This window comes from Pandoraea nosoerga (assembly GCF_902459585.1).
Lineage (GTDB): Bacteria > Pseudomonadota > Gammaproteobacteria > Burkholderiales > Burkholderiaceae > Pandoraea > Pandoraea nosoerga.
In genome coordinates, this window is the sequence record NZ_CABPSC010000011.1 from 152,793 (window position 1) to 173,051 (window position 20,259).

The 20,259-nt window shown below is 68.4% G+C and carries 14 protein-coding genes; 8 read left to right on the plus strand and 6 right to left on the minus strand.

Going from position 1 to position 20,259, the window contains the following annotated elements; all coding sequences use genetic code 11:
- Positions 1–6: 6 nt before the first annotated feature.
- Together PNO31109_RS15155 and PNO31109_RS15160 are read right to left on the minus strand one after the other, a co-directional pair.
- The gene (locus PNO31109_RS15155; RefSeq protein ID WP_150556342.1) at positions 7–1,050 is read right to left on the minus strand and encodes an ABC transporter substrate-binding protein; all 1,044 of its coding nucleotides are present in this window, start codon (positions 1,048–1,050) and stop codon (positions 7–9) included.
- Positions 1,051–1,146: 96 nt separating this feature from the next.
- Positions 1,147–2,583 (minus strand): FAD-binding oxidoreductase, encoded by a 1,437-nt coding sequence (locus tag PNO31109_RS15160; RefSeq protein ID WP_150556292.1) that lies wholly within the window; start codon positions 2,581–2,583, stop codon positions 1,147–1,149.
- Positions 2,584–2,916: 333 nt separating this feature from the next.
- On the opposite strand from PNO31109_RS15160, the gene PNO31109_RS15165 reads away from it, so the two are divergent.
- The 5 genes from PNO31109_RS15165 (at position 2,917) to PNO31109_RS15185 (ending at position 10,155) form a co-directional block, all read left to right on the plus strand.
- The gene (locus PNO31109_RS15165; protein ID WP_150556293.1) at positions 2,917–4,365 is read left to right on the plus strand and encodes an aldehyde dehydrogenase family protein; all 1,449 of its coding nucleotides are present in this window, start codon (positions 2,917–2,919) and stop codon (positions 4,363–4,365) included.
- A 128-nt stretch (positions 4,366–4,493) separates the two neighbouring features.
- Complete coding sequence (locus PNO31109_RS15170) at positions 4,494–5,252, plus strand: SDR family oxidoreductase (protein ID WP_150556294.1); 759 nt, start codon at positions 4,494–4,496, stop codon at positions 5,250–5,252.
- A 75-nt stretch (positions 5,253–5,327) separates the two neighbouring features.
- Positions 5,328–6,644 (plus strand): MFS transporter, encoded by a 1,317-nt coding sequence (locus PNO31109_RS15175; protein WP_150556295.1) that lies wholly within the window; start codon positions 5,328–5,330, stop codon positions 6,642–6,644.
- A 203-nt stretch (positions 6,645–6,847) separates the two neighbouring features.
- The gene (locus tag PNO31109_RS15180) at positions 6,848–8,362 is read left to right on the plus strand and encodes an MDR family MFS transporter (protein WP_174966416.1); all 1,515 of its coding nucleotides are present in this window, start codon (positions 6,848–6,850) and stop codon (positions 8,360–8,362) included.
- A 377-nt stretch (positions 8,363–8,739) separates the two neighbouring features.
- Positions 8,740–10,155: a hypothetical protein gene (locus PNO31109_RS15185; protein WP_150556297.1), complete on the plus strand. Its 1,416-nt coding sequence runs from the start codon at positions 8,740–8,742 to the stop codon at positions 10,153–10,155.
- A 62-nt stretch (positions 10,156–10,217) separates the two neighbouring features.
- Here PNO31109_RS15185 and PNO31109_RS15190 read toward each other — a convergent pair whose 3' ends face one another.
- Genes PNO31109_RS15190 through hemC form a run of 4 tightly spaced genes read right to left on the minus strand, consistent with a single transcriptional unit; the run spans position 10,218 to position 14,523 of the window.
- Positions 10,218–11,390 (minus strand): heme biosynthesis HemY N-terminal domain-containing protein, encoded by a 1,173-nt coding sequence (locus PNO31109_RS15190; RefSeq protein ID WP_150556298.1) that lies wholly within the window; start codon positions 11,388–11,390, stop codon positions 10,218–10,220.
- A 10-nt stretch (positions 11,391–11,400) separates the two neighbouring features.
- Positions 11,401–12,561 (minus strand): uroporphyrinogen-III C-methyltransferase, encoded by a 1,161-nt coding sequence (locus tag PNO31109_RS22210; protein ID WP_241014157.1) that lies wholly within the window; start codon positions 12,559–12,561, stop codon positions 11,401–11,403.
- Positions 12,548–13,558 carry a uroporphyrinogen-III synthase gene (locus PNO31109_RS22215; RefSeq protein WP_241014155.1) on the minus strand — a complete coding sequence of 337 codons (1,011 nt, stop codon included), beginning with the start codon at positions 13,556–13,558 and terminating at the stop codon, positions 12,548–12,550. The genes PNO31109_RS22210 and PNO31109_RS22215 overlap by 14 nt, the downstream gene beginning before the upstream one ends.
- 5 nt (positions 13,559–13,563) lie before the next feature.
- The gene (hemC, locus tag PNO31109_RS15200) at positions 13,564–14,523 is read right to left on the minus strand and encodes a hydroxymethylbilane synthase (protein WP_150556299.1); all 960 of its coding nucleotides are present in this window, start codon (positions 14,521–14,523) and stop codon (positions 13,564–13,566) included.
- Positions 14,524–14,602: 79 nt separating this feature from the next.
- On the opposite strand from hemC, the gene ppc reads away from it, so the two are divergent.
- The 3 genes from ppc (at position 14,603) to argH (ending at position 20,180) form a co-directional block, all read left to right on the plus strand.
- The gene (gene ppc / locus PNO31109_RS15205) at positions 14,603–17,629 is read left to right on the plus strand and encodes a phosphoenolpyruvate carboxylase (protein WP_150556300.1); all 3,027 of its coding nucleotides are present in this window, start codon (positions 14,603–14,605) and stop codon (positions 17,627–17,629) included.
- 225 nt (positions 17,630–17,854) lie between these two features.
- On the plus strand, positions 17,855–18,652 hold the full coding sequence (gene aroQ, locus PNO31109_RS15210; protein ID WP_174966417.1) for a gamma subclass chorismate mutase AroQ: 798 nt from the start codon (positions 17,855–17,857) through the stop codon (positions 18,650–18,652).
- A 130-nt stretch (positions 18,653–18,782) separates the two neighbouring features.
- Entirely contained in the window at positions 18,783–20,180 is a 1,398-nt protein-coding gene (argH, locus tag PNO31109_RS15215; protein WP_150556302.1) for an argininosuccinate lyase, read from the plus strand.
- The last annotated feature ends 79 nt before the right edge of the window (positions 20,181–20,259 follow it).

Here is a 20,259-nt window from a genome sequence, read left to right on the forward strand (position 1 = left end):
TGAGGATCAGGTCAGGATCCAGCGGTTGAAGCGCTCGAGCGCCACGCTCTGGTTCTGTTGCCAGAACTTCGCGTTGATCTGCACGCCGCTCTTGATGTTCTCGGGGAACGTCGGGCAGTTCCTGGCCACCTCCGGCTTCACGTAGTTGAACGCTTCGGGCTGCGTCATGCCGGCCGGGAAGTACTTGACCAGTTCGGCCTGGCGCTTCGGATCGCTCGCGAACTTGATGAACTCGCGGCAGGCCGCGGCGTTCGGCGTGCCCTTGAGAATCGACCAGTTGTCGCAGCCCCAGATGTTCTGCTGCCACACGATCTGCACGGGCACGCCATTCGCCTGCGCCGATTGCGCGCGCGAGGCCCAGGTGGCGACCATGTCGACTTCGCCCGAACCGAGCATCTGTTCGACCTGCGCGCCGGTGGTCCACCACACGTCGACGTGCCTGGCGACCTTGTCCAGGCTCCTGAACGCGCGATCGAAGTCGCACGGATAGACCGAACCGGCGGCAACGCCGTCGGCGAGCAGCGCTTCCTCGATGGTGTCGAACGGATACTTGCGGATCGAGCGGCGGCCCGGGAAGTCCTTCACGTTCCACAGATCGGCCCACGAAGCGGGCGCCTTGCGGCCCTTGAACGCGTCGGTGCGATACGCGAGCACGGTCGAGTAGACGTTGGTGCCCACGCCGAACGGCGACATGTATTGCTGCGGAATCTTCGAGACGACCGGATCGGACTCCAGACCGTGGCGCTCCAGATACTCCTTGCCGCCGGAGGTGAGCAGCAAGATCGCGGGCTGGCTGATCTTGGCCATGTCCCACGTGTAGCTGCCCGCCTCGACCATGCTCTTGATCTGCGCGGTCGGCTCCGCGTTGGCCTGCACGCCCACGACTTCGATGCCGGTCGCCTTGGCGAACGGCTTGTAGTACACCGCGTCGTATGCCTTGGTGTAGATGCCGCCGTCGTCGCGCACGACGATGCGCTTGCCGGCCGCGCGCGAGGGGGTCCACACGAACGGGAACGCCACGGCAGCAGCGCCGGCGAGCGCCGTCTTCATGGCCGTGCGGCGGCCCGGTTGCGCGGGCGACGCCGCGGTGTTGTCGATGATGTCGAGCGGGCTTGCGGAGGTCTTGCGTTTCATCATGGTCTCCGGTCAGGGAACGAGGCGCCCCGGGTTGAACAACTGGTTGGGATCCAACGCGGCTTTGAGCGTGCGCATGAGCGCGAGCTCGGCCGTCGATTTGTAGCGTTGCATGAGGGGCAGACCCGTCTGCCCGACGCCATGCTCGGCGCTGAACGTGCCGGCCAGGCGCGCCGCCACGTCGTTCACGCAGGCGCGCATGGCGTCGCCCGTCGCGGCGCTGTCGGCAAGCGCCGCCCAGGCCTCGAACGAGAACATCGGAATGAAATGGACGTTGCCGTCGCCCATGTGGCCGACAATCGCGATGTCGAGCCCGGGCACGATGGCGTGGACCGCGCGCGTGGCGGCTTCGATGAATTCGGGCACGCTCGAGACCGGCACGGCACAGTCCGTCGTCAGGCCGACGGCCGCCTTCTTGTTGGCCTCGCTCACGCTGTGACGCACTTCCCAGAGGTCCGCGCGCTGCGTCTCGTTCGCGGCGATGACGGCGTCGTCGACGAGACCCTGCTCGACCGCTTCGCCCAGTGTTTCAGTGAGTACGGCCTCGAGCGCGTGCGCGTCGCGCGTGTCGCCCAGCTCGACGAGCACGTGCCAGGCATGCGTGCCGCCCAGCGGGTTGCGGCGGTTCGGCACGTGCGCGAGCACCAGTTCGAGCTGGTGACGGTTCATGATCTCGAACGCCGACAGGCGCGAGGCGCACGCCCGCTGGAACATGCCGAGGATCCGCAGCGCGGCGGCCGGGTCGCGCGGCGCGAACCACGCAAGCGCATGGTGCGTGGGCAGCGCATGGAGCTTGAGCGCCGCCGCCGTGATGACGCCCAGCGTGCCTTCGGCGCCGATGAACAGGTGCTTCAGATCGATGCCGGTGTTGTCCTTGCGCAGCGCGCGAAGGCCGTCCCACACGGTGCCGTCGGCCAGCACGACCTCGAGGCCGAGCACGTTCTCGCGCGTGTTGCCATAACGCAGCACGCTCGTGCCGCCGGCATTCGTCGAGAGCGTGCCGCCGATCTGGCACGAACCTTCCGCGCCGAGACTGACCGGATACAGGCGGCCGACCCCGGCCGCCGTCTCCTGCACGGTCTTCAGAATGCAGCCGGCCTCGACGATCATCGACCCGTTGGCCGCGTCCACCTGGCGAATGCGGCGCATGCGCGCAAGGTTGAGAAGCACGGGTGTCGGGCCGCCCGAGGGCGGCACCGCGCCGCCGCACAGGCTCGTGTTGCCGCCTTGCGGCAGGATCGGCACGCCAGCGGCCGCGCACAGCTTCACCACCGTGCTGACCTGCTCGGTAGTGGACGGCAGCACGACGCACAGCGCGTCGCCACGATAGCGGCCGCGCCAGTCCTGCGTGTACCCGGCGGTGTCGGACTCGCCGCTCAACACGGCCGCCGCGCCGAGCGCGTCCTGCAAGCGCGCCATCAGCGTCTCGCGCGTCACTGCATCGTTCATTGCCTGCCTGCTCCTCGATAGCCTGGCCCGTATGGCCTCAATGCGCGTTCGGACCATCACGCCGCGCGACTTCGCCATGGAGATGCGCAGGCAACGGTGCCTGCCAGACGTCCATCTGGCGATTCAATGTGATCAAGGATAGGCGAGAAAAAATTGCAATAAAATATCTTTAATTGCAATGCGATCGTTTTAGGTGTTTATGCGGATGTGCCTCATCGGACGGTCAACGCGCTCGCGAGTTAAGTGATAATGGGCGGCGACGCCACGGTGACCACGCCAGCGGCGTTCCTCATCGCTCAACCCGAGTCCAACCCGACACGAGGTGCAGTCGACATGCCCGAAGCAACACACTTCATCGGCAATCAATGGGTCGCGCCCGCGAAAAGCCCAGCCATCTCCCCCATCGCCGTTCTCGACCCTTCCGACGGACAGCCGTTCAGCCGCATCGCTCGCGGCGACGCCGAAGACATCGACCGTGCCGTGAAGGCCGCACGCGCGGCCTTCGAAGGCGACTGGGGGCGCCTGGCCGCCGCCGAGCGCGGCCGCCTGCTCTATGCGCTCGCCAACACGCTGGCCAGGCATCATGAGGAACTGGCGCAGATCGAAGCGCGCGACACCGGCAAGCCGCTCAAGCAGGCGCGCGCCGATGCGGCCGCGATCGTGCGCTACTTCGAGTTCTACGCCGGGGCGGCCGACAAGCTGCACGGCGAGACGATTCCCTATCAGCAAGGCTTCACGGTCTTCACGGTGCGCGAGCCGCACGGTGTGACCGGCCACATCATTCCGTGGAACTACCCGCTGCAGATCTTCGGCCGCAGCGTGGCCGCGGCGCTCGCGACCGGCAACGCCTGCGTCGTCAAGCCGGCCGAAGACGCGTGCCTGTCGCTGCTGCGCGTGGCCGAGCTGTCGCTCGAGGCCGGCTTGCCGCCCGGCGCGCTCAACATCGTGACCGGTTATGGCGCGGAAGCCGGCGCGGCGCTCGCCCGCCATCCGGGCATCGATCACATTTCGTTTACCGGCTCGCCCGCGACCGGCACGCTCATCTCGCAGATGGCTGCCGAGAACCACACGCCGGTCACGCTGGAGCTCGGCGGCAAGTCGCCGCAGATCATCTTCGCCGACGCCGACATGCAGGCCGTGCTGCCCGTGGTCGTGAACGCCATCGTGCAGAACGCCGGGCAGACATGCTCGGCTGGCAGCCGCCTGCTCGTGCAGCGCGACGCCTACGAATCGGTGCTCGCGCATCTGGCCGAGGCGTTCGCGGCGCTGCGCGTGGGACCGTCGCAGGACGATCTCGACCTCGGGCCGCTCATCAGCGCACGTCAGCAGCAGCGCGTATGGGATTTCCTCTCGGAAGCGCAGCACGACGGCGTCGCCGTGATGTCGCAGGGCGAAGTCGTCGGTAGCGCCCCGGAGTCGGGTTTTTATCAGGCGCCCACCCTGCTGCGCGACGTGCCCGAATCGCACCGCCTCGCGCGCGAGGAAGTCTTCGGGCCGGTGCTCGCCGCCATGCCGTTCACCGACGAGGCGCACGCCGTGCGGCTCGCGAACGGCACGCCCTACGGGCTGGCGGCCGGGGTCTGGACGTGCGACGGCGCGCGCCAGATGCGCCTGGCCCGTTCGATTCGCGCCGGTCAGGTGTTCATCAACAACTATGGCGCCGGTGGCGGCGTGGAGCTTCCTTTCGGTGGCATGAAGCATTCCGGCCACGGACGCGAGAAGGGCTTCGAAGCCCTGTACGGGTTCACTACGCTCAAGACGGTGGCGATCCGGCATGGCTGAGCGTGAGCCGGCAGAGCGGTAGATGACGAGGTAGCGGCGGTTGACGAGGTAGCGCAGTAGAGGCGAAAGAGCGAATGAGCGAAAGAGCAGGAGTCGGGAAGCAGAAATAACGACACAGGAGACAAGGCATGCGTTTGCAAGGGAAAGTCGCCATCGTCACGGGCGCCGGCTCGGGCTTCGGCGAAGGCATTGCCAGGACGTTCGCGCGCGAGGGCGCGGCCGTCATCGTGAACGATCTGAACCGGGCCGCCGGCGAACGCGTGGCGGCACAGATCGCCGAAACCGGAGGGCGCGCCGCGTTCGTCTACGGCGACGTGTCGCGCGAGGAAGATCACGTCACGCTGCTCGACGAAGCCGTCAGCCGCTTCGGCCATCTCGACATCGTGGTGAACAACGCCGGCACCACCCACCGCAACAAGCCGCTGCTCGAAGTGACCGAGGCCGAGTTCGATCGCGTCTACGCGGTCAACGTGAAGGGCATCTTCTGGAGCGCACGCACCGTCATGCCGTACTTTGTGCAGCGCGGCGCCGGCGTGATGATCAACATCGCCTCGACGGCCGGCGTGCGCCCGCGCCCGGGTCTCGTCTGGTACAACGGCAGCAAGGGCGCGGTGATCACCGCCAGCAAGGCCATGGCCGCGGAGTTCGGGCCGCACAACATTCGCGTGAACTGCGTGAATCCGGTCATTGGCGACACGGGCCTCACGGCCGAATTCATGGGCGTGCCCAACACGCCGGAGAACCGTGCCAAGTTCCTCGCGGGCATTCCGCTCGGGCGCTTTTCCACACCGCAGGACATCGCCAACGCGTGCCTTTATCTCGCAAGCGACGAGGCCGCCTTCATCACTGGCGTCTGCCTGGAAGTCGATGGCGGGCGCTGCATCTGAGACAGTCGCCCCCGTAGTTGTCGTACCCCACCATAACGAAAGACAACACAACACGTCATTCCGGAGGAGATCCGTATGAACAGCGTTCCGACGCCCCCCTCGTCCATGCCCGGCGCGGCCCCGGCCGACTTCGAGGCATCCACCTACCGCAAGGTCGGCTGGCGGCTGATTCCGTTCCTGCTGCTTTGCTATGTGGTCGCGTATCTCGACCGCGTCAACGTGGGCTTCGCCAAGCTGCAGATGGTCGGCGACCTGAAGTTCTCCGAAACGGTGTTCGGCCTTGGCGCCGGCATCTTCTTCATTGGCTACTTCATCTTCGAGGTGCCCAGCAACGTGATCCTCCACCGCGTGGGCGCCCGCGTGTGGATCGCGCGCATCATGATCTCGTGGGGCATCATCTCCGGCGCGACGATGTTCGTCACCACGCCGTCGATGTTCTACGTGATGCGCTTCCTGCTCGGGGTGGCCGAGGCGGGATTCTTCCCCGGCATCATCCTGTACATCACCTACTGGTATCCGGCTTCTCGGCGCGGGCGCATGACGGCGTGGTTCATGACGGCCGTGGCCCTCTCGGGGCTCATCGGCGGGCCGATCTCCGGCTGGATTCTCAAGGACATGAGCGGCGTGAGCGGCCTGGCCGGCTGGCAATGGATGTTCCTGCTCGAGGCGATTCCGTCCGTGCTCATCGGCATTGCCGTGCTGTTCGTGCTCGACGACCGCATCCGCGATGCGAAGTGGCTCAACGACGACGAGAAGGCGCTGCTCGAGCGCAATATCGCCAGCGACGTGCTCACCAAGGAAGACCTGCCGCTCGCGAGAGTCTTCGCCAGCCCGCGCGTGTGGATGATGAGCCTCATCTACTTCTCGTTCGTGATCGGACTGTATGGCGTGGGCTTCTGGCTGCCGACGATCATCAAGGGCACGGGCGTGACCGATCCGCTGCAGATCGGCCTGCTCACCGCGATTCCGTACTTCTTCGCGGTGATCGCGATGGTCGCCGTCGGACGCCGCTCGGACCTGCGCGGCGAGCGCCGCTGGCACATCGCGATTCCGGCGTTCATCGGCGCGCTCGGCCTGTTCCTGTCCACCACGTGGAGCCATAACACGCCGCTCGCCATGTTCGCGCTCACGCTCGCGACGATGGGCATCATGATCGTGCTGCCGCTGTTCTGGAGTCTGCCGACGGCCTTTCTCGGCGGCACCGCCGCCGCGGCCGGCATCGCGATGATCAATTCGCTGGGCAACCTGGCGGGGTTCGTCGGGCCGTATCTGATCGGCTTTCTGAAGGACGCCACGCAGAGCACGAACAGCGGCATGTTCCTGCTCACGGTCTTCATGGTCCTCGGGGGACTGCTCACGCTGGCCGTGCCGGCACGGCTCGTCGACAAGTGAGCGCACGGCAGATCGCCTGACGAAACGGCGTCTCGGCGGCCAAGACCGAGACCGAGACGCCACGGGGCCGCTGGCCTGTGCCGCATCCAGGGAGTAACATGCATTGGGCCGTCCTCGCCGGGCGGTCCGTTTTTTTGCCCCCTAGTGTTTTGCCTGAACATGCTGCGCGATATGCCGCCAATGATCGGTTTCGCCACGAACCGATGACGCTCCCGACCCACATGCCTGCCACCGACTCACAGAAGACGCCTGCAGGCGTCTCGCTCACGCCCGCCGAGATCAAGTCGATCCTCACCGGTCTGCTGCTGATCATGTTTCTCGGCTCGCTGGATCAAACCATCGTCGCCCCCGCCCTGCCGACCATTGCCCGCGATCTGGGCAGCTTCGACGCGGTGTCGTGGGTCGTCACCGCGTACCTGCTGTCGTCCACGGCGATCACGCCGATCGTCGGCAAGCTCTCCGATCTGCTCGGGCGCCGGGTGGTCATTGCCGTGAGCGTGACGGTCTTTCTCGTCGGCTCCGTGCTGTGCGCGCTCGCACCGACGATGCTCGCGCTGATTCTCGCGCGCGGCGTGCAAGGTCTGGGCGGGGGCGGCCTCATCGCGCTGTCGAACACGGTGATCGCCGACATCGTGTCGCCGCGCGAGCGCGGTCGCTACCAGGGCTACATCTCCGGCATGTTCGCGGTCTCGGGCGTGGCCGGCCCCGTCACCGGGGGCGTCTTCGCGCAGTACCTGAGCTGGACGCTCATCTTCTGGATCAACCTGCCGCTCGGCGTGCTCGCGATCTATCTGAGCGACCGTGCACTGCGCCGTCTGCCTCGCCGCACGGGCAAGCCGAACATCGACTACGTCGGCTCGCTGCTGCTAATCGCGGCCACGGTCTGTCTGCTGCTCGCGCTCACGTGGGGCGGGCACCGCTATGCGTGGCGCTCGCCCGAAATCCTCGGCCTGCTGGCCGCGACGGTCATCGTCGGCGCCGTGTTCCTGCGCCATCAGCGCGTGGCGCGCGAGCCGCTGCTGCCGCTCTCGCTGCTGGGCAATCCGGTGTTTCGCATGACCTCGACGATGGCCGTGCTCGTGATGATGGTCAACATCAGCATCGGGATCTACGTGCCGCTGTATTTGCAACTGCAGCGCGGCCAGTCGGCGAGCAGCTCGGGCCTGATGCTCATCCTGCCGTTGCTCGGCATCGTCGCCGGCGCCCTGAGCTCCGGCTCGTACATGCGCAAGACGGGCCACTACAAGCGCCCGCCGCAAATCGGCCTGCCCGTGGCCTTCGTGGGGCTGACGGTGATCGCGCTGGGCGTGCAATCGCTGCCGCTCGTGGCGATCGGCGCGTGCCTCGGTCTCATCGGCGTGGGCTTCGGCTCGGCAATGCCGGTCATGACGGTGGCCACGCAGAACGCTGTCGCGCCGCGCGACATCGGCATCGCCACGGCCGCGCACGCCTTCTTCCGCGCGCTCGGCGGCATGATCGGCGTGGCGGTGTTCGGCGCGCTCATCGTGGGCGAAGACGGCGCCGCCCCGCGCGAGCTCACCGACTTCCTGCGCCCCGGGGGGGCGCCGGCCGGCATGGCGTCGCATCTGCGCCTGGCGTTCGGCGCATTCTTCGGCGGCAGTGCGCTCATCGCAGCCCTCGCCATGCTGGCCCTCGGCCGCCTGCGGGAAATTCCGCTGCGCCAGAGTTCGGGCAACGAGGCGACCGCCATCGAGTAGGTCGGCGACGTTCGCGAACTGGCGGCAACGCCGCTCAGGCAGCGTCCGCACGAACACATCCACAATGCCGCCACGCACGCCATGAAACCGTGCGGGCGATGGCTCGCCGGGTCCCCGGACGTGGCGGGACGCCAACACGGCCACGGCGAACACGGGCAACACGGGTAACACGGCAAATAGGCAAATAGGGCGATCAAGCCATCAGACGGTGGGACGGCGCGATATGCGAAGCGCGGCGGCGCAATGCAAAAGGCGCCGGGCGACGTCGTGCCAAAGTGCGGGCTCCGGCGGACGGCTCCTATGCCCTGTCCGTTCCCGTCGGTTCCCGTCCGACCCCATCCGGTCCCTTTACCCCTCACCAACGCGAGGCGCCTACCTTGTTTCCCTCCCCGACCCTGCCCGCCGCGACGGAACCGGCCTCCGTCGCCACGACCACCCCGCCGTCTCCGAGTGCGCGACCGTCGTTCGCGAACGACCCGTTCGCCGTGGACTTCGAGCGCCTCGCGCAGATCGCAAGCCCCGTCCACACCGGGCATCCCGCCTCGTGCGCGGTGACGCGACACCCCGCCACCTCGCCCTGTACGTTGCGCGCGCCGATCGTCAGCGCGCGCGAAACACCTTCCGGCGCTGCGGCGAGCGGGCGCGAACAGGTTTTCGTGGCGTTGCCCGGCGACGGCGCGATAGCCACGAGCTTGCTCGCGTGCTCGCACCCGTCGTCGCGCGACGCCTTCACCGCGTTCGGCCCCGAGGCCGAAGCCATGGCGGGCGAATGGAAGCGACGGCGAACGATGGCCGAGCTTGCCGCGCAACCGCGCGATTCGCGCTTCGTCGCAAGCGCCGACGGCCTGCCCGCCCACCCACCCCACGCCGTTCTGCACAAAGTGCTGGTCATGCTCTCGGGCGGCCCGCAGGCCATCGCCGCCGCGGCAAACACGCTGGAGTGGCAGGCGTTCGACACCACGCTCGCCGAGGGCAGCTTCGCCGAAGCCAGGCAGTTGCTCGAAGCGCTCGCCCGGCGGCTGGAAGCGGACCATACGCTGGAACACTGGGGCACGGCGTTCGAGCAATTGCTGGCGCTCAGCCATCGCTTCGAGTCGCGCATGTCGCGCGCGATCGGGCAAACGTTGATGCTGCCCGACTGCACATGCGACGAGGCCGTGAGCGCGCTCGCGGCCAGGGTCACGCGCGCCCGGTTCGATCGCCTGATGTCGCATCGTCTGAATGCCGCGGCGTCGTTCCCCGATCAAGCGAGGGAAAGCGCTTGGCGGGACCTGCTCGGTACGCTGCCGCGCTGCACGACGCTCTTCAATGCCGAGCGTCTTGCCACGCTCGCGAAGTTCATCGTGCTGCTGCCCGAGGCGCACCGGCCGCAGGCCGCGCTCGACGTGGCCGACGCGAGCGCGCGGCTTCGTGAGCCCGGCGGCCGTGCGACGCTCGTGGGGCAGTTGTGCGATACGCTCGACGGCGAGGTGCGCCTGGGCGTGATTCAGCGGCTGCTCCAGGCGGCAGTGCCGGGGGCGGTCGACGATCTGCGCGAGACGGTCGAGGCGCTCGCGCAGGAACTGCACCGTCTGCCCGAGCGCGACGCGGCCGAGCTGCTCCATCACCTGACGCGACTGGCGGCCATGGAAGGCGAGTATGAGACGCTGCTGTTCGACGACGCGCAGTCCATCGAGTTGCTGTCCATGCTGCGCCACATCAGCGACTGCGACAAACGCGGCTACCCGCGGCCCGAACTGAGGGCTCTCGTGCGCCACCGGGCCTTCGTGTACGCCGACGCCATCGCGGACTGATCTTGCCGGCCCGCCAATGAAAACGGGGGCTTGCGCCCCCGTCTCTGTTTGCCCTGCGTCGTTCAGGCCAACGCGCTGGCCCGGTAATGCCGGTTCGCCTGCTCCATCTGCCCCAACCCCTCGAACAGTTGCGCAAGCGACAAATGCACGCGCTGCTGCAAGTGGCGATCGTCGCTATGGCGCAACGCGCCTTCGAGGAACGTCTGCGCCTTGCCCCACAGCCGCTGGTGCTGGCACAGCTTGCCCAGGGCATACAGCAGGTCCGGATCGTCGGGGTGGCGTTGTTGCCACGCTTCGGCCTTCTGGATGAGCGGCAGCGCGTCGCCGCCCGCGCATTCGGCATAGCGGCGCAGCAGCCGCGCATCCCAATGTTCGGCGAGCGCCGCCTCGACGATGTCGCGCGCCTCGCGCGGGCGGTCGAGGCCGATCAGCAACTCGGCAGCCACGTCCGCGATGCGCGAGGACGTGCGGGCGTCGGCCGGCAACTCCTGCCAGCACTTGAGCAATGCGTCGGCATCGTGGCGATGGTCGCGCAGGATGCCCTCGCTCGCCGTCTGCTTGAGCTTGGCGGCAAGCGCCGGATGCAGCGCCTCGCGCTTCTCGAGCATCTTGAGCAGGTTCAGCACTTCGGGCCAGTGCTTGAGGTGCTGGTGCGCGCGCAGGGCCACGAGCTGCGCCTGCATGCGACGTGCGCCCTGCGCTCGCATTTCGGTCAGCGCGTCGAGCGCGCCTTGCGCATCCCGCGCGTCGACGCGCAGCTCGGCCGTCTGCAGCAGGCGCGCCTCTTCGAGGTTCGCGCCCTGCGCCTCGGCAAGCCAGGTGTCGCGCCGCGCAAACTCGCGCATGCGATGTGCCGCGCGCGCCCCGATGATCGCGGCCACGCCACGATTGTCGTCCTGCTCGGCGGCTTCGCGCGCGGCCTTCTCCGCGCGCGTGTAGCGGCCGGCGAAGAGGTTGGCCACGGCGTCGCGCAACGCGATGTTCGCGCGACGGCTGCGCTGGCGATTGCGATACGCCGCCACGCGCTCCGGCATCTTGTAGATGTTGCGCAGAATGCGAATGATCACGTACAGCGCAACGAACAACGCCAGCAGCGCCAGCACGAACAGGTTCAGCGACACGTCCACCCGGTAGGGCGGCACCAGCATCACCACCTGGCCGTGATTGAACGTGGCCAGCACCGCGAAACCGGCCGCCACCGCGAACAGGAGCGTCAACCAGATCAGTCCTCGCATGCGCGGCTCCTTACGGCTTGTCCTTGACGTCCTTGACCTGACCGATAGCGGTCAGGCTGGCGTCAAGTGTCGGCAGCTCGATGGTGCGCGAGCCGGCATCGACCTGGTCGAGCAAGGTCTTCACGGCGGCGATGCGTCGCGACTTGCCGTCGAAATACTTGTCGAGCGCCGCCTGGGCCACGAGCACGTCGCTGTGCACGGCCGGCGCGTTGCGGGCAAGCAGGGCCAGGCGCGCGTTGAGCAGACGCAGCTTGAGGTTCGCGCGCAGGAACGCGCCTTGTTCGGGCGCGACGAGCATCACGTCCGGATCGTCGAGACGGCGCACCTGCACCAGCTGCTTCAGGCTGCCGAGCATCTCTGAGGACAGGCGATGCCACGCGGCCGCCCAGCCCGTTTCGCCGGCGCCGCTCGGGCCGCTTGCGTCCGACCTGGGCGCGGCGCGCTGCTCTTCCGCCTGCAACGGCAGCGTATCGATCATGGCGATGGCCTGGTCGAGCTTGCCGGTCAGTTGCGGCAAGTCCGCAGCCGGTACGGCCTTGAGGCGGTCGATGTCCTTTTTCAGCGCGTCGCGCACACCCGCCAGTTGCGGTGCCCCGGTGCGGGCCAGACGCGCGTCGGCCCCCTCCAGGGCGATGAGCGCGCCGCGCACGTTGCCGGTGAGCTGCAACTGCTGGTTCGCGCTCGTGACGATCTGTTCGGTTTCCGCGAGCACCCACTCGTCGCGGTTATGGGCGAGCTCCTGATAGAGCTGTTCGAGCGCGGCCTGCTGGCTGCGCGAATCGGCCACCCGGCCTTCGAGCGCCGTGAGGCGATTCTGCAGATCGCGCTGATTGTCGAGCGCCTGCGCCGTGCGCACCTGTGCCTGCATGAGCTGTGTGTCGCCGGCCTGCTGACGGCGAGCCATCTCCTGCTGCACGCGATCGAGCTTCTGATTAAGCGACCAGCCGCCGATACCCGCCCCCGCGGCCACGAGTACGAAGAGCAGCCACGGCAGGGCGGCGCCCGAGCCGCGCCGCTTCTGCGGCGGCTCGGGCGGTTGCCAGGCTGGCGGCACCCCCGGGTTGCCGTAGGCCGTCGACGAACTCGACGCGGCGGGTGAATTCGACGCCGCCGGACCGGCTGGCGCCGACGGGTTCTGGGAAGACTCTGGAACGCGATTATCTGTCGTCATGCTTGACTTGAATGGGATCCGCCCATGTTTTGAGTGCCGCCAGCAGGTTCTCGTCCCCGGCCGCGCACTGCGTAATCCTATCAAACCCCGCCGCCCGCGCGGCATCGGCGATGCGCGCGTGCGACGTGAAGCACGGCGCAGCGAGGATCCGGGCCAGCACTTGCGGGGCTCCGGGCGTCTGCACGCCGTCGCGGGCGCCGTAGCGCGCGGCGAGCAACGTGGCCAGATGACGCACCGCTTCGGAGCTCGTGAGCACCCACGCGCAACGCCCCGGCGCGCACACCCGGGCTTCGAGCGCGGCCCACGCGGCGGCGTCCGGTGCGGGCGCGCGACGCGTATAGGCGCTCACGATGTCGACCTGCGCGCCATGCGCGCGCAACGTGTCGGCAAGCAACTCCCGGCCGCCATCGCCGCGCACGAGCAATACACGGCGGCCGGCCAGCGCGGCGAGGTCCAGCTCCGCGAGCAACGCCTCCGAATCGAAGCGCGCGGCGGGCCCCCCGGGCGGCACGATCACGCGATGGCGGGGAGCGGCAATGCCGGCCTCGGCCAATGCCTGCGCGCTGCCCGGCCCCACCACGGCCGCCGGTAACGTTTCGGGCCAGACGTCGCCGACCTGCGCGGCACCAGCCCGGCCGGCGCCCGGTTCGGAGGGCCTGCGCCGGCGGTGCGCCAGGCGCGCGAGCGCATGTGCGACGGCATTGGGCGACACGAACACCGCCAGCGCGTAGGACGACAGCCGACCCATCGCGCCGTCGAGCGCCGCCAGGGCACCGTCGTCGGCCTGTGCCGAGATGTGAAGCAGCGGGAATGCCAGCGTGTCGATGCCGTGCGCGTGGAGTGCGCTGGCGAGCGCGTCGGCTTGCCCGTCAGGGCGCGTCAGGATGGCGCAGGGCGCGGACGCGGCGCAAGCGGCGGGACCGGCGGGACCGGCGGAAGCGCCCGAAGTGCCCGAAGTACCCGAAGTGCCCGAAGCTGACGGCGCGCGCGGGGACAATCCGGTCAATCCTTGGCGTCGGGCGGCGGCACCAGCGCCAGTCCCCCCGCATCGATGAGTTCCTGCGCGACGCGCTGTCCCAGCGCCTCGGCTCCGGCCACGTCGCCATCGGCTACCTTGGCGGCGCCTTGCGAGCGCAGCACCGTGGCGCCGTCCGTCGACGCGATGAACGCCCGCAGCGAGAGCTCGCCTTGCGGCGTGAACTGCGCGAAGGCGGCCAGCGGCACCTGGCAGGAGCCGCCCAGGGCACGCGAGACCGCGCGCTCGGCGCTCACCGCGAGCGTGGTGCGGGCGTCATGGAGCGGTGCGAGCCATTGCAGGATTTCGGGACGGCCCGCGCGCACCTCGATGCCGAGCGCGCCCTGACCGGCGGCGGGCAGGCTCGCCTCGGGCGCGAGCGTGGCGCGAATGCGCGAGGCCAACCCCAGGCGCTTGAGCCCGGCCGCGGCCAGAATGATCGCGGCGTAGTCGCCGCGGTCCAGCTTGCCCAGGCGCGTATCGAGATTGCCGCGCAGCGGCATGACCTTCAGATGCGGGTACGTCGTGCGCAGCGAGACCTCGCGGCGCAGGCTCGAGGTGCCGACCACCGCGCCGGCGGGCAAGGCCTCGAGGCTGTCGTAGTCGTTGCTCACGAATGCGTCGCGCGGATCCTCGCGCTCGAGCACGGCAGCGAGCGTGAAGCCGTCGGGCAACTGCATCGGCACGTCCTTGAGCGAGTGCACGGCCAGATCGGCCCGGCCATCGGCCAGCGCGAGCTCCAGCTCCTTGACGAACAACCCCTTGCCGCCGACCTTCGCGAGCGAGCGATCGAGAATCTGATCGCCGCGCGTGGTCATGCCGAGAATACTCACGCGGCACTGCGGATATAATTTGTGCAGCGCGTCACGCACGTGTTCGGCCTGCCACATGGCGAGGCGGCTCTCGCGCGACGCGATCACCAGGGTTTCAGGAGCAGCGAAGTTCATTCAGCAACCGCGTGAAGACCAAAAGAAAAAATGGTAACACGCCTGACGGGCCGTAACGGCCGGTCTCGAGAGGAGCGTCATGAAGAGCAGCGCAAAGGCAAAAGCCCCGCAAGAGGGCCTGGCCACGTCGGTCGGCAACACTCCCCCCGCGAAGGCAGCAGCCGCGGCCCCCTCCACTTCCGGTGCGGCCTCGCCAGCATCGCCGAGCCCGCGCACTTCACGCGCATCCCGCACGGCGGGGCTGTCCGGCACGCCCGCCGCCTCCGCCGCCACGCCTGCGCAGATCCCTTCAAAATCGCGCCGCTCGCGCGAAGACAAGGACGCCCCGCTGCGTGAGGACATCCGCTTCCTCGGCCGCCTGCTCGGCGACGTGCTGCGCGAGCAGCAGGGCAGCGACGCGTTCGACCTCGTCGAGACCATCCGCCAGAACGCCGTGCGCTTTCACCGCGAGGGCGACCGCAGCGCGGCAAAGGCGCTCGACACGCTCCTCAACGGCCTCACCAACGAGCAGGCCATTCAGGTGGTGCGCGCGTTCAGCTACTTCTCGCATCTGGCCAACATCGCCGAGGACCGCCATCACAATCGCCGCCGCCGCGTGCATGCGCTCGCCGGCAGCCGTGCGCAGCCGGGCAGTCTGAGCGCCGCGCTGCAAAGCCTCAAGGACGCCGGTCGCGCCGATCCCGCCACGCTGCAGGCCTTCTTCGCCAGCGCGCTCATCGTGCCGGTGCTCACCGCGCACCCGACCGAAGTGCAGCGCAAGAGCATTCTCGACGCCGAGCGCGAAATCGCCCGCTTGCTCGCGCATCGCGACGATGCGCTCACCGAGCGCGAGCGCGAGCGCAATACCGAGTCGATCCTCGCGTGCGTGACCACGCTGTGGCAGACGCGCATGCTGCGCAGCTCGCGTCTGACCGTCGCCGACGAAATCGAGAACGCGCTGTCGTACTACCGCAGCACGTTCCTGTCCGAAATTCCCGCGCTCTATGCGGACGTCAGTGCCGAGCTGCACGACGCCGTGCCAGACGTGCGCGCCGAAGGGCTCGGCCGCTTCCTGCAGATGGGCAGCTGGATCGGCGGCGATCGCGACGGCAATCCGAACGTCACCGCGCAGACGCTGCAACTGGCGATCACCCGCCAGGCCACGGAAATCTTCGCGCATTACCTGGAGCAGGTGCACCTGCTCGGCGCGGAACTTTCCGTCTCGCAGTTGCTGGCCGGCGCGAGCGATGCGCTGCTCACGCTCGCGCGCCGCTCGCCCGACGATTCGCCGCACCGCACCGACGAGCCGTATCGACGTGCGCTCATCGGCGTGTACGCCCGCCTGGCGGCCACCGCGCGCGAATGGGTCGGCCACGTGCCGCACCGCGGCGCCGTCGGTCAGGCGCGACCCTATCTCGACGCCAGCGAATTCATCTCCGATCTGAACACCATCGTCGCGTCGCTCGTGGCGCATCACGGCGGCGCGCTCATCACGCAACGGCTCGGCCCGCTCGTTCGCGCCGCCGAAGTCTTCGGCTTCCATCTGGCGAGCATCGACCTGCGTCAGAGCTCGGACGTTCACGAGGCAGTGATCGCCGAGCTGCTCGCCAAGGCTGGCGTCGAAGCGAACTACGCGAAGCTCGACGAGCAGGAAAAGCTCGCGTTGTTGCTGCGCGAGCTGCGCGACCCGCGCCCGCTCTTCTCGCCGTATCTCGAGTACTCGCAGCGCACGCGCGACGAGCTCGCCGTGTTCGCCGCCGCCCGCGACATCCGCGCCCGGTTCGGCGCGCGCGCGGTGCGCAACTACATCATTTCGCACACGGAGACGGTGAGCGATCTGGTGGAAGTGATGCTGCTGCAAAAGGAGACGGGCCTGTTCCAGGGCGCGCTCGGCGGCACGGGTGCCCCGGCCGCGGAGCCGAAGGTCGGCGCCATGGTCATTCCCCTGTTCGAGACGATCGCCGACTTGCGCCACGCGCCGGTCATCATGCGCGAGTTCTTCGACATCCCGGGCATGTCGGAGGTCGTGGTGCAGCAAGGCGGCGAGCAGGAAGTCATGCTCGGCTACTCCGACAGCAACAAGGACGGCGGCTTCCTCACGTCGAACTGGGAACTGTACAAGGCCGAGCTGGCGCTGGTGCGCCTGTTCGAGGAGAAAGGCATCCGTCTGCGTCTGTTCCACGGCCGCGGCGGCACCGTCGGTCGAGGCGGCGGCCCGACCTATCAGGCCATCCTGTCGCAGCCGCCGGGCACGGTCAACGGGCAGATCCGCCTTACCGAACAGGGCGAGATCATCGCCAGCAAGTTCGCCAATCCGGAGATCGGGCGGCGCAATCTGGAGACGATCGTCGCGGCCACGCTCGAGGCCACGCTGCTGCCGAGCCGCAACCAGCCGGCGCGCCTGGCCGCGTTCGAGGCCGTCATGCAGACGCTCTCCGACACGGCCTTCGCGGCCTATCGCGACCTGGTCTACGAGACGCCGGGGTTCACCGACTACTTCTTCTCGGCCACGCCGATTGCGGAGATCGCCGAGCTCAACATCGGCTCACGCCCCGCGTCGCGCAAGTTCTCCGATCCGAAGAACCGCCGCATCGAAGACCTGCGTGCGATTCCGTGGGGTTTCTCCTGGGGCCAGTGCCGCCTGCTGCTCACGGGCTGGTACGGCTTCGGCAGCGCCGTACACGCGTATCTGGATGGCGGCGGCGAGGCCGGGCGCGACAAGCGTCTCGACACGCTGCGCCAGATGGTCAAGCGCTGGCCGTTCTTCGCGAATCTGCTCTCGAACATGGACATGGTGCTCGCCAAGACCGATCTGGCCGTGGCCTCGCGCTACGCAGAGCTCGTGCCCGACGAGAAACTGCGCAAGCGCGTGTTCGATCGCATCGTCGCCGAATGGCAAAGCACCTCGCGGGCGCTCGCGCTGATCACCGGACACGAGGAGCGGCTGGCCGACAACCCGCTGCTCGCGCGCTCGATCAAGAACCGCTTCCCGTACCTCGATCCGCTCAACCACTTGCAGGTCGAGCTGCTGCGCCGTCACCGGGCGGGCGAGTCGGACGAACGCGCACGGCGCGGCATCCATCTGTCCATCAACGGCATTGCCGCCGGCCTGCGCAATACCGGCTGACCGCCCGCGGGCCCCGGCGGGCGTGCGGCCCGTCGGGAACCCGGCGCTTCGGTGCAGTGCCGGCGCGCCGGGCGCCCTGTCGGCGTCATGCCAAAGTCATGTCGCGGTCGTGCCGGCTTCGTTCGCGACGTCCGGCCTCTTGGGAATCTCCCCAACGACAGTCGACCGATAGGGCGGTATATTTCGTCGAATTCGACACGATGGCTGCCGGGGGGCCCATCCATCATGCATTCCGATTCCAACTCTCGTTCACACGTCCGGCCGGGCCGGACGGCGCGGCGCATTGCCGCGCTCGCGGCGGCAGCGGTGTTCGTCTCGGTCAGCGCGGGGGCGCGGGCCGACGCTTCGGACGTCCACGAACCGGGGGTGAGCCTCGCCCACGCACCGGTGGGCACTGCGCCGATGGGCGCGGCCCCGCATGGCGTGCGCGGTCTGGCCGCGCAGCTCGTGTCGCAGACGCTCGCCACGGCGCCGGGCGCCGCGGCCAAGCCGCCCCGGATCATCGATCCCGTGCTCGATCCGCTCATGCACGGCATTCTGGAGCGGCTCGCGATCAGCGAAGCCGTGGCGCGCAACAAGTTCTCGTCGGGCAAACCGGTGCAGGACACGCCGCGTGAGCAGGCGCTGCTCGACAGCGCGGCCGAGCGCGCCGCGCAGTTCGGCCTGACGCCGGCGCAGGCGCGCACCTTCTTCCGCATGCAGATCGAAGCCGGCAAGCTCGTGCAGACGGCGCTGCTGGCCCGCTGGGCGCGCGAGGGCCGGGCGCCGGGAGAGCCGGTCGATCTGTCCACGCGTCTGCGCCCGGCGCTCGACCGCCTGAGCACGTCGCTCATGCGCGATCTGGGCCGCCTGTGCGCGCTGCCCGACGATCCGTCGCGCATGGCGCGCATCCATCAGGCGCGCGAGCGCATCGCGAAGGCCGCGAAGCTCGAGGCGCTGCAACGCGCCGCGTTCGACGAAGCCACCTCGGGCCTCTGCCTGTCGGCGCCGCCGCGCATCTGGACGCTCTCGCTGGCACGCTGAACGGCGTGCCTCCCGGGCGCCGCGCGCCGCCGGGCAAAGCCCCCGGGGGCTGTATAATCGCGGTTTGCCGTGCTTCGCCACGGTCCGCTTCATTCAGCCTCGATGGGCCTCGATTAGCCACGCTACGACAATGACCTCCCAACTCCACAAGAAAGGCGAAGCCTGGTCGGCCCGCTTTTCCGAACCCGTTTCCGAACTCGTCAAGCGCTACACCGCGTCGGTGTTCTTCGACAAGCGACTTGCGCTGTTCGACATCGAGGGCTCGCTCGCCCATGCCGACATGCTGGCCGCGCAAGGCATCATCAGCGCCCAGGACCTGGCCGACATCCAGCGCGGCATGGCGCAGATCCGCGGCGAGATCGAGCGCGGCGAGTTCGAGTGGCAACTCGATCTCGAGGACGTTCACCTGAACATCGAGGCGCGCCTGACGGCGCTCATCGGCGACGCCGGCAAGCGCCTGCACACGGGCCGCTCGCGCAACGACCAGGTGGCGACCGACATCCGCCTGTGGCTGCGCAGCGAAATCGATCGCATCGGCGCGCATCTCGGCGATCTGCGCCGCGCGCTGCTGGATCTGGCCGAGCAGCACAGCGCCACGATCCTGCCGGGTTTCACCCACCTGCAAGTCGCGCAGCCGGTAACGTTCGGCCACCACCTCATGGCTTACTTCGAGATGTTCAGCCGCGACGCCGAGCGCATGCTCGACGTGCGCCGCCGCGTGAACCGCCTGCCGCTGGGCGCCGCCGCACTCGCCGGCACGAGCTACCCGATCGACCGGGAGCGCGTGGCCGCCACGCTCGGCTTCGAAGAGGTCTGCACGAACTCGCTCGACGCGGTCTCGGATCGTGACTTCGCCATCGAATTCACCGCTGCCGCCGCGCTCGTGATGACGCACGTCTCGCGCTTCTCGGAAGAGCTGGTGCTGTGGATGAGCCCGCGCGTGGGCTTCATCGATCTGGCCGACCGTTTCTGCACGGGCAGCTCGATCATGCCGCAGAAGAAGAACCCGGACGTGCCCGAGCTGGCGCGCGGCAAGACCGGCCGGGTCAACGGTCACCTGATCGCCCTGCTCACGCTGATGAAGGGCCAGCCGCTCGCATACAACAAGGACAACCAGGAAGACAAGGAACCGCTGTTCGACACGGTCGACACCGTGATCGACACGCTGCGCATCTTCGCGGACATGGTGCCGGGCATCAAGGTGCGCGAGGGCAACATGCGCAATGCGGCGCTGCAAGGCTTCTCGACCGCGACCGACCTGGCCGACTATCTGGTGAAGAAGGGTCTGCCGTTCCGCGACGCGCACGAAATCGTGGCCCACGCCGTGAAGATCTGTTCGGATCGCGAGATCGATCTGGCCGATCTGTCGCTCGCCGAATTGCAGAAGTTCTCGCCGCTCGTGGGCGAAGACGTCTTCGACTACCTCACGCTCGAAGGCTCGGTGGCCAGTCGCAACCACATCGGCGGCACGGCGCCCGCACAGGTGCAACGCGCCATCGCCGCCGCCCGCGCCAAGCTCGCCAAGTAAGCCGCCACCGCTTCCGGCGTCAGCAACGAGTCGCCCTGTCGCGAATTGCACCCCGAAAGTTGGACGTGAATCCAACCTT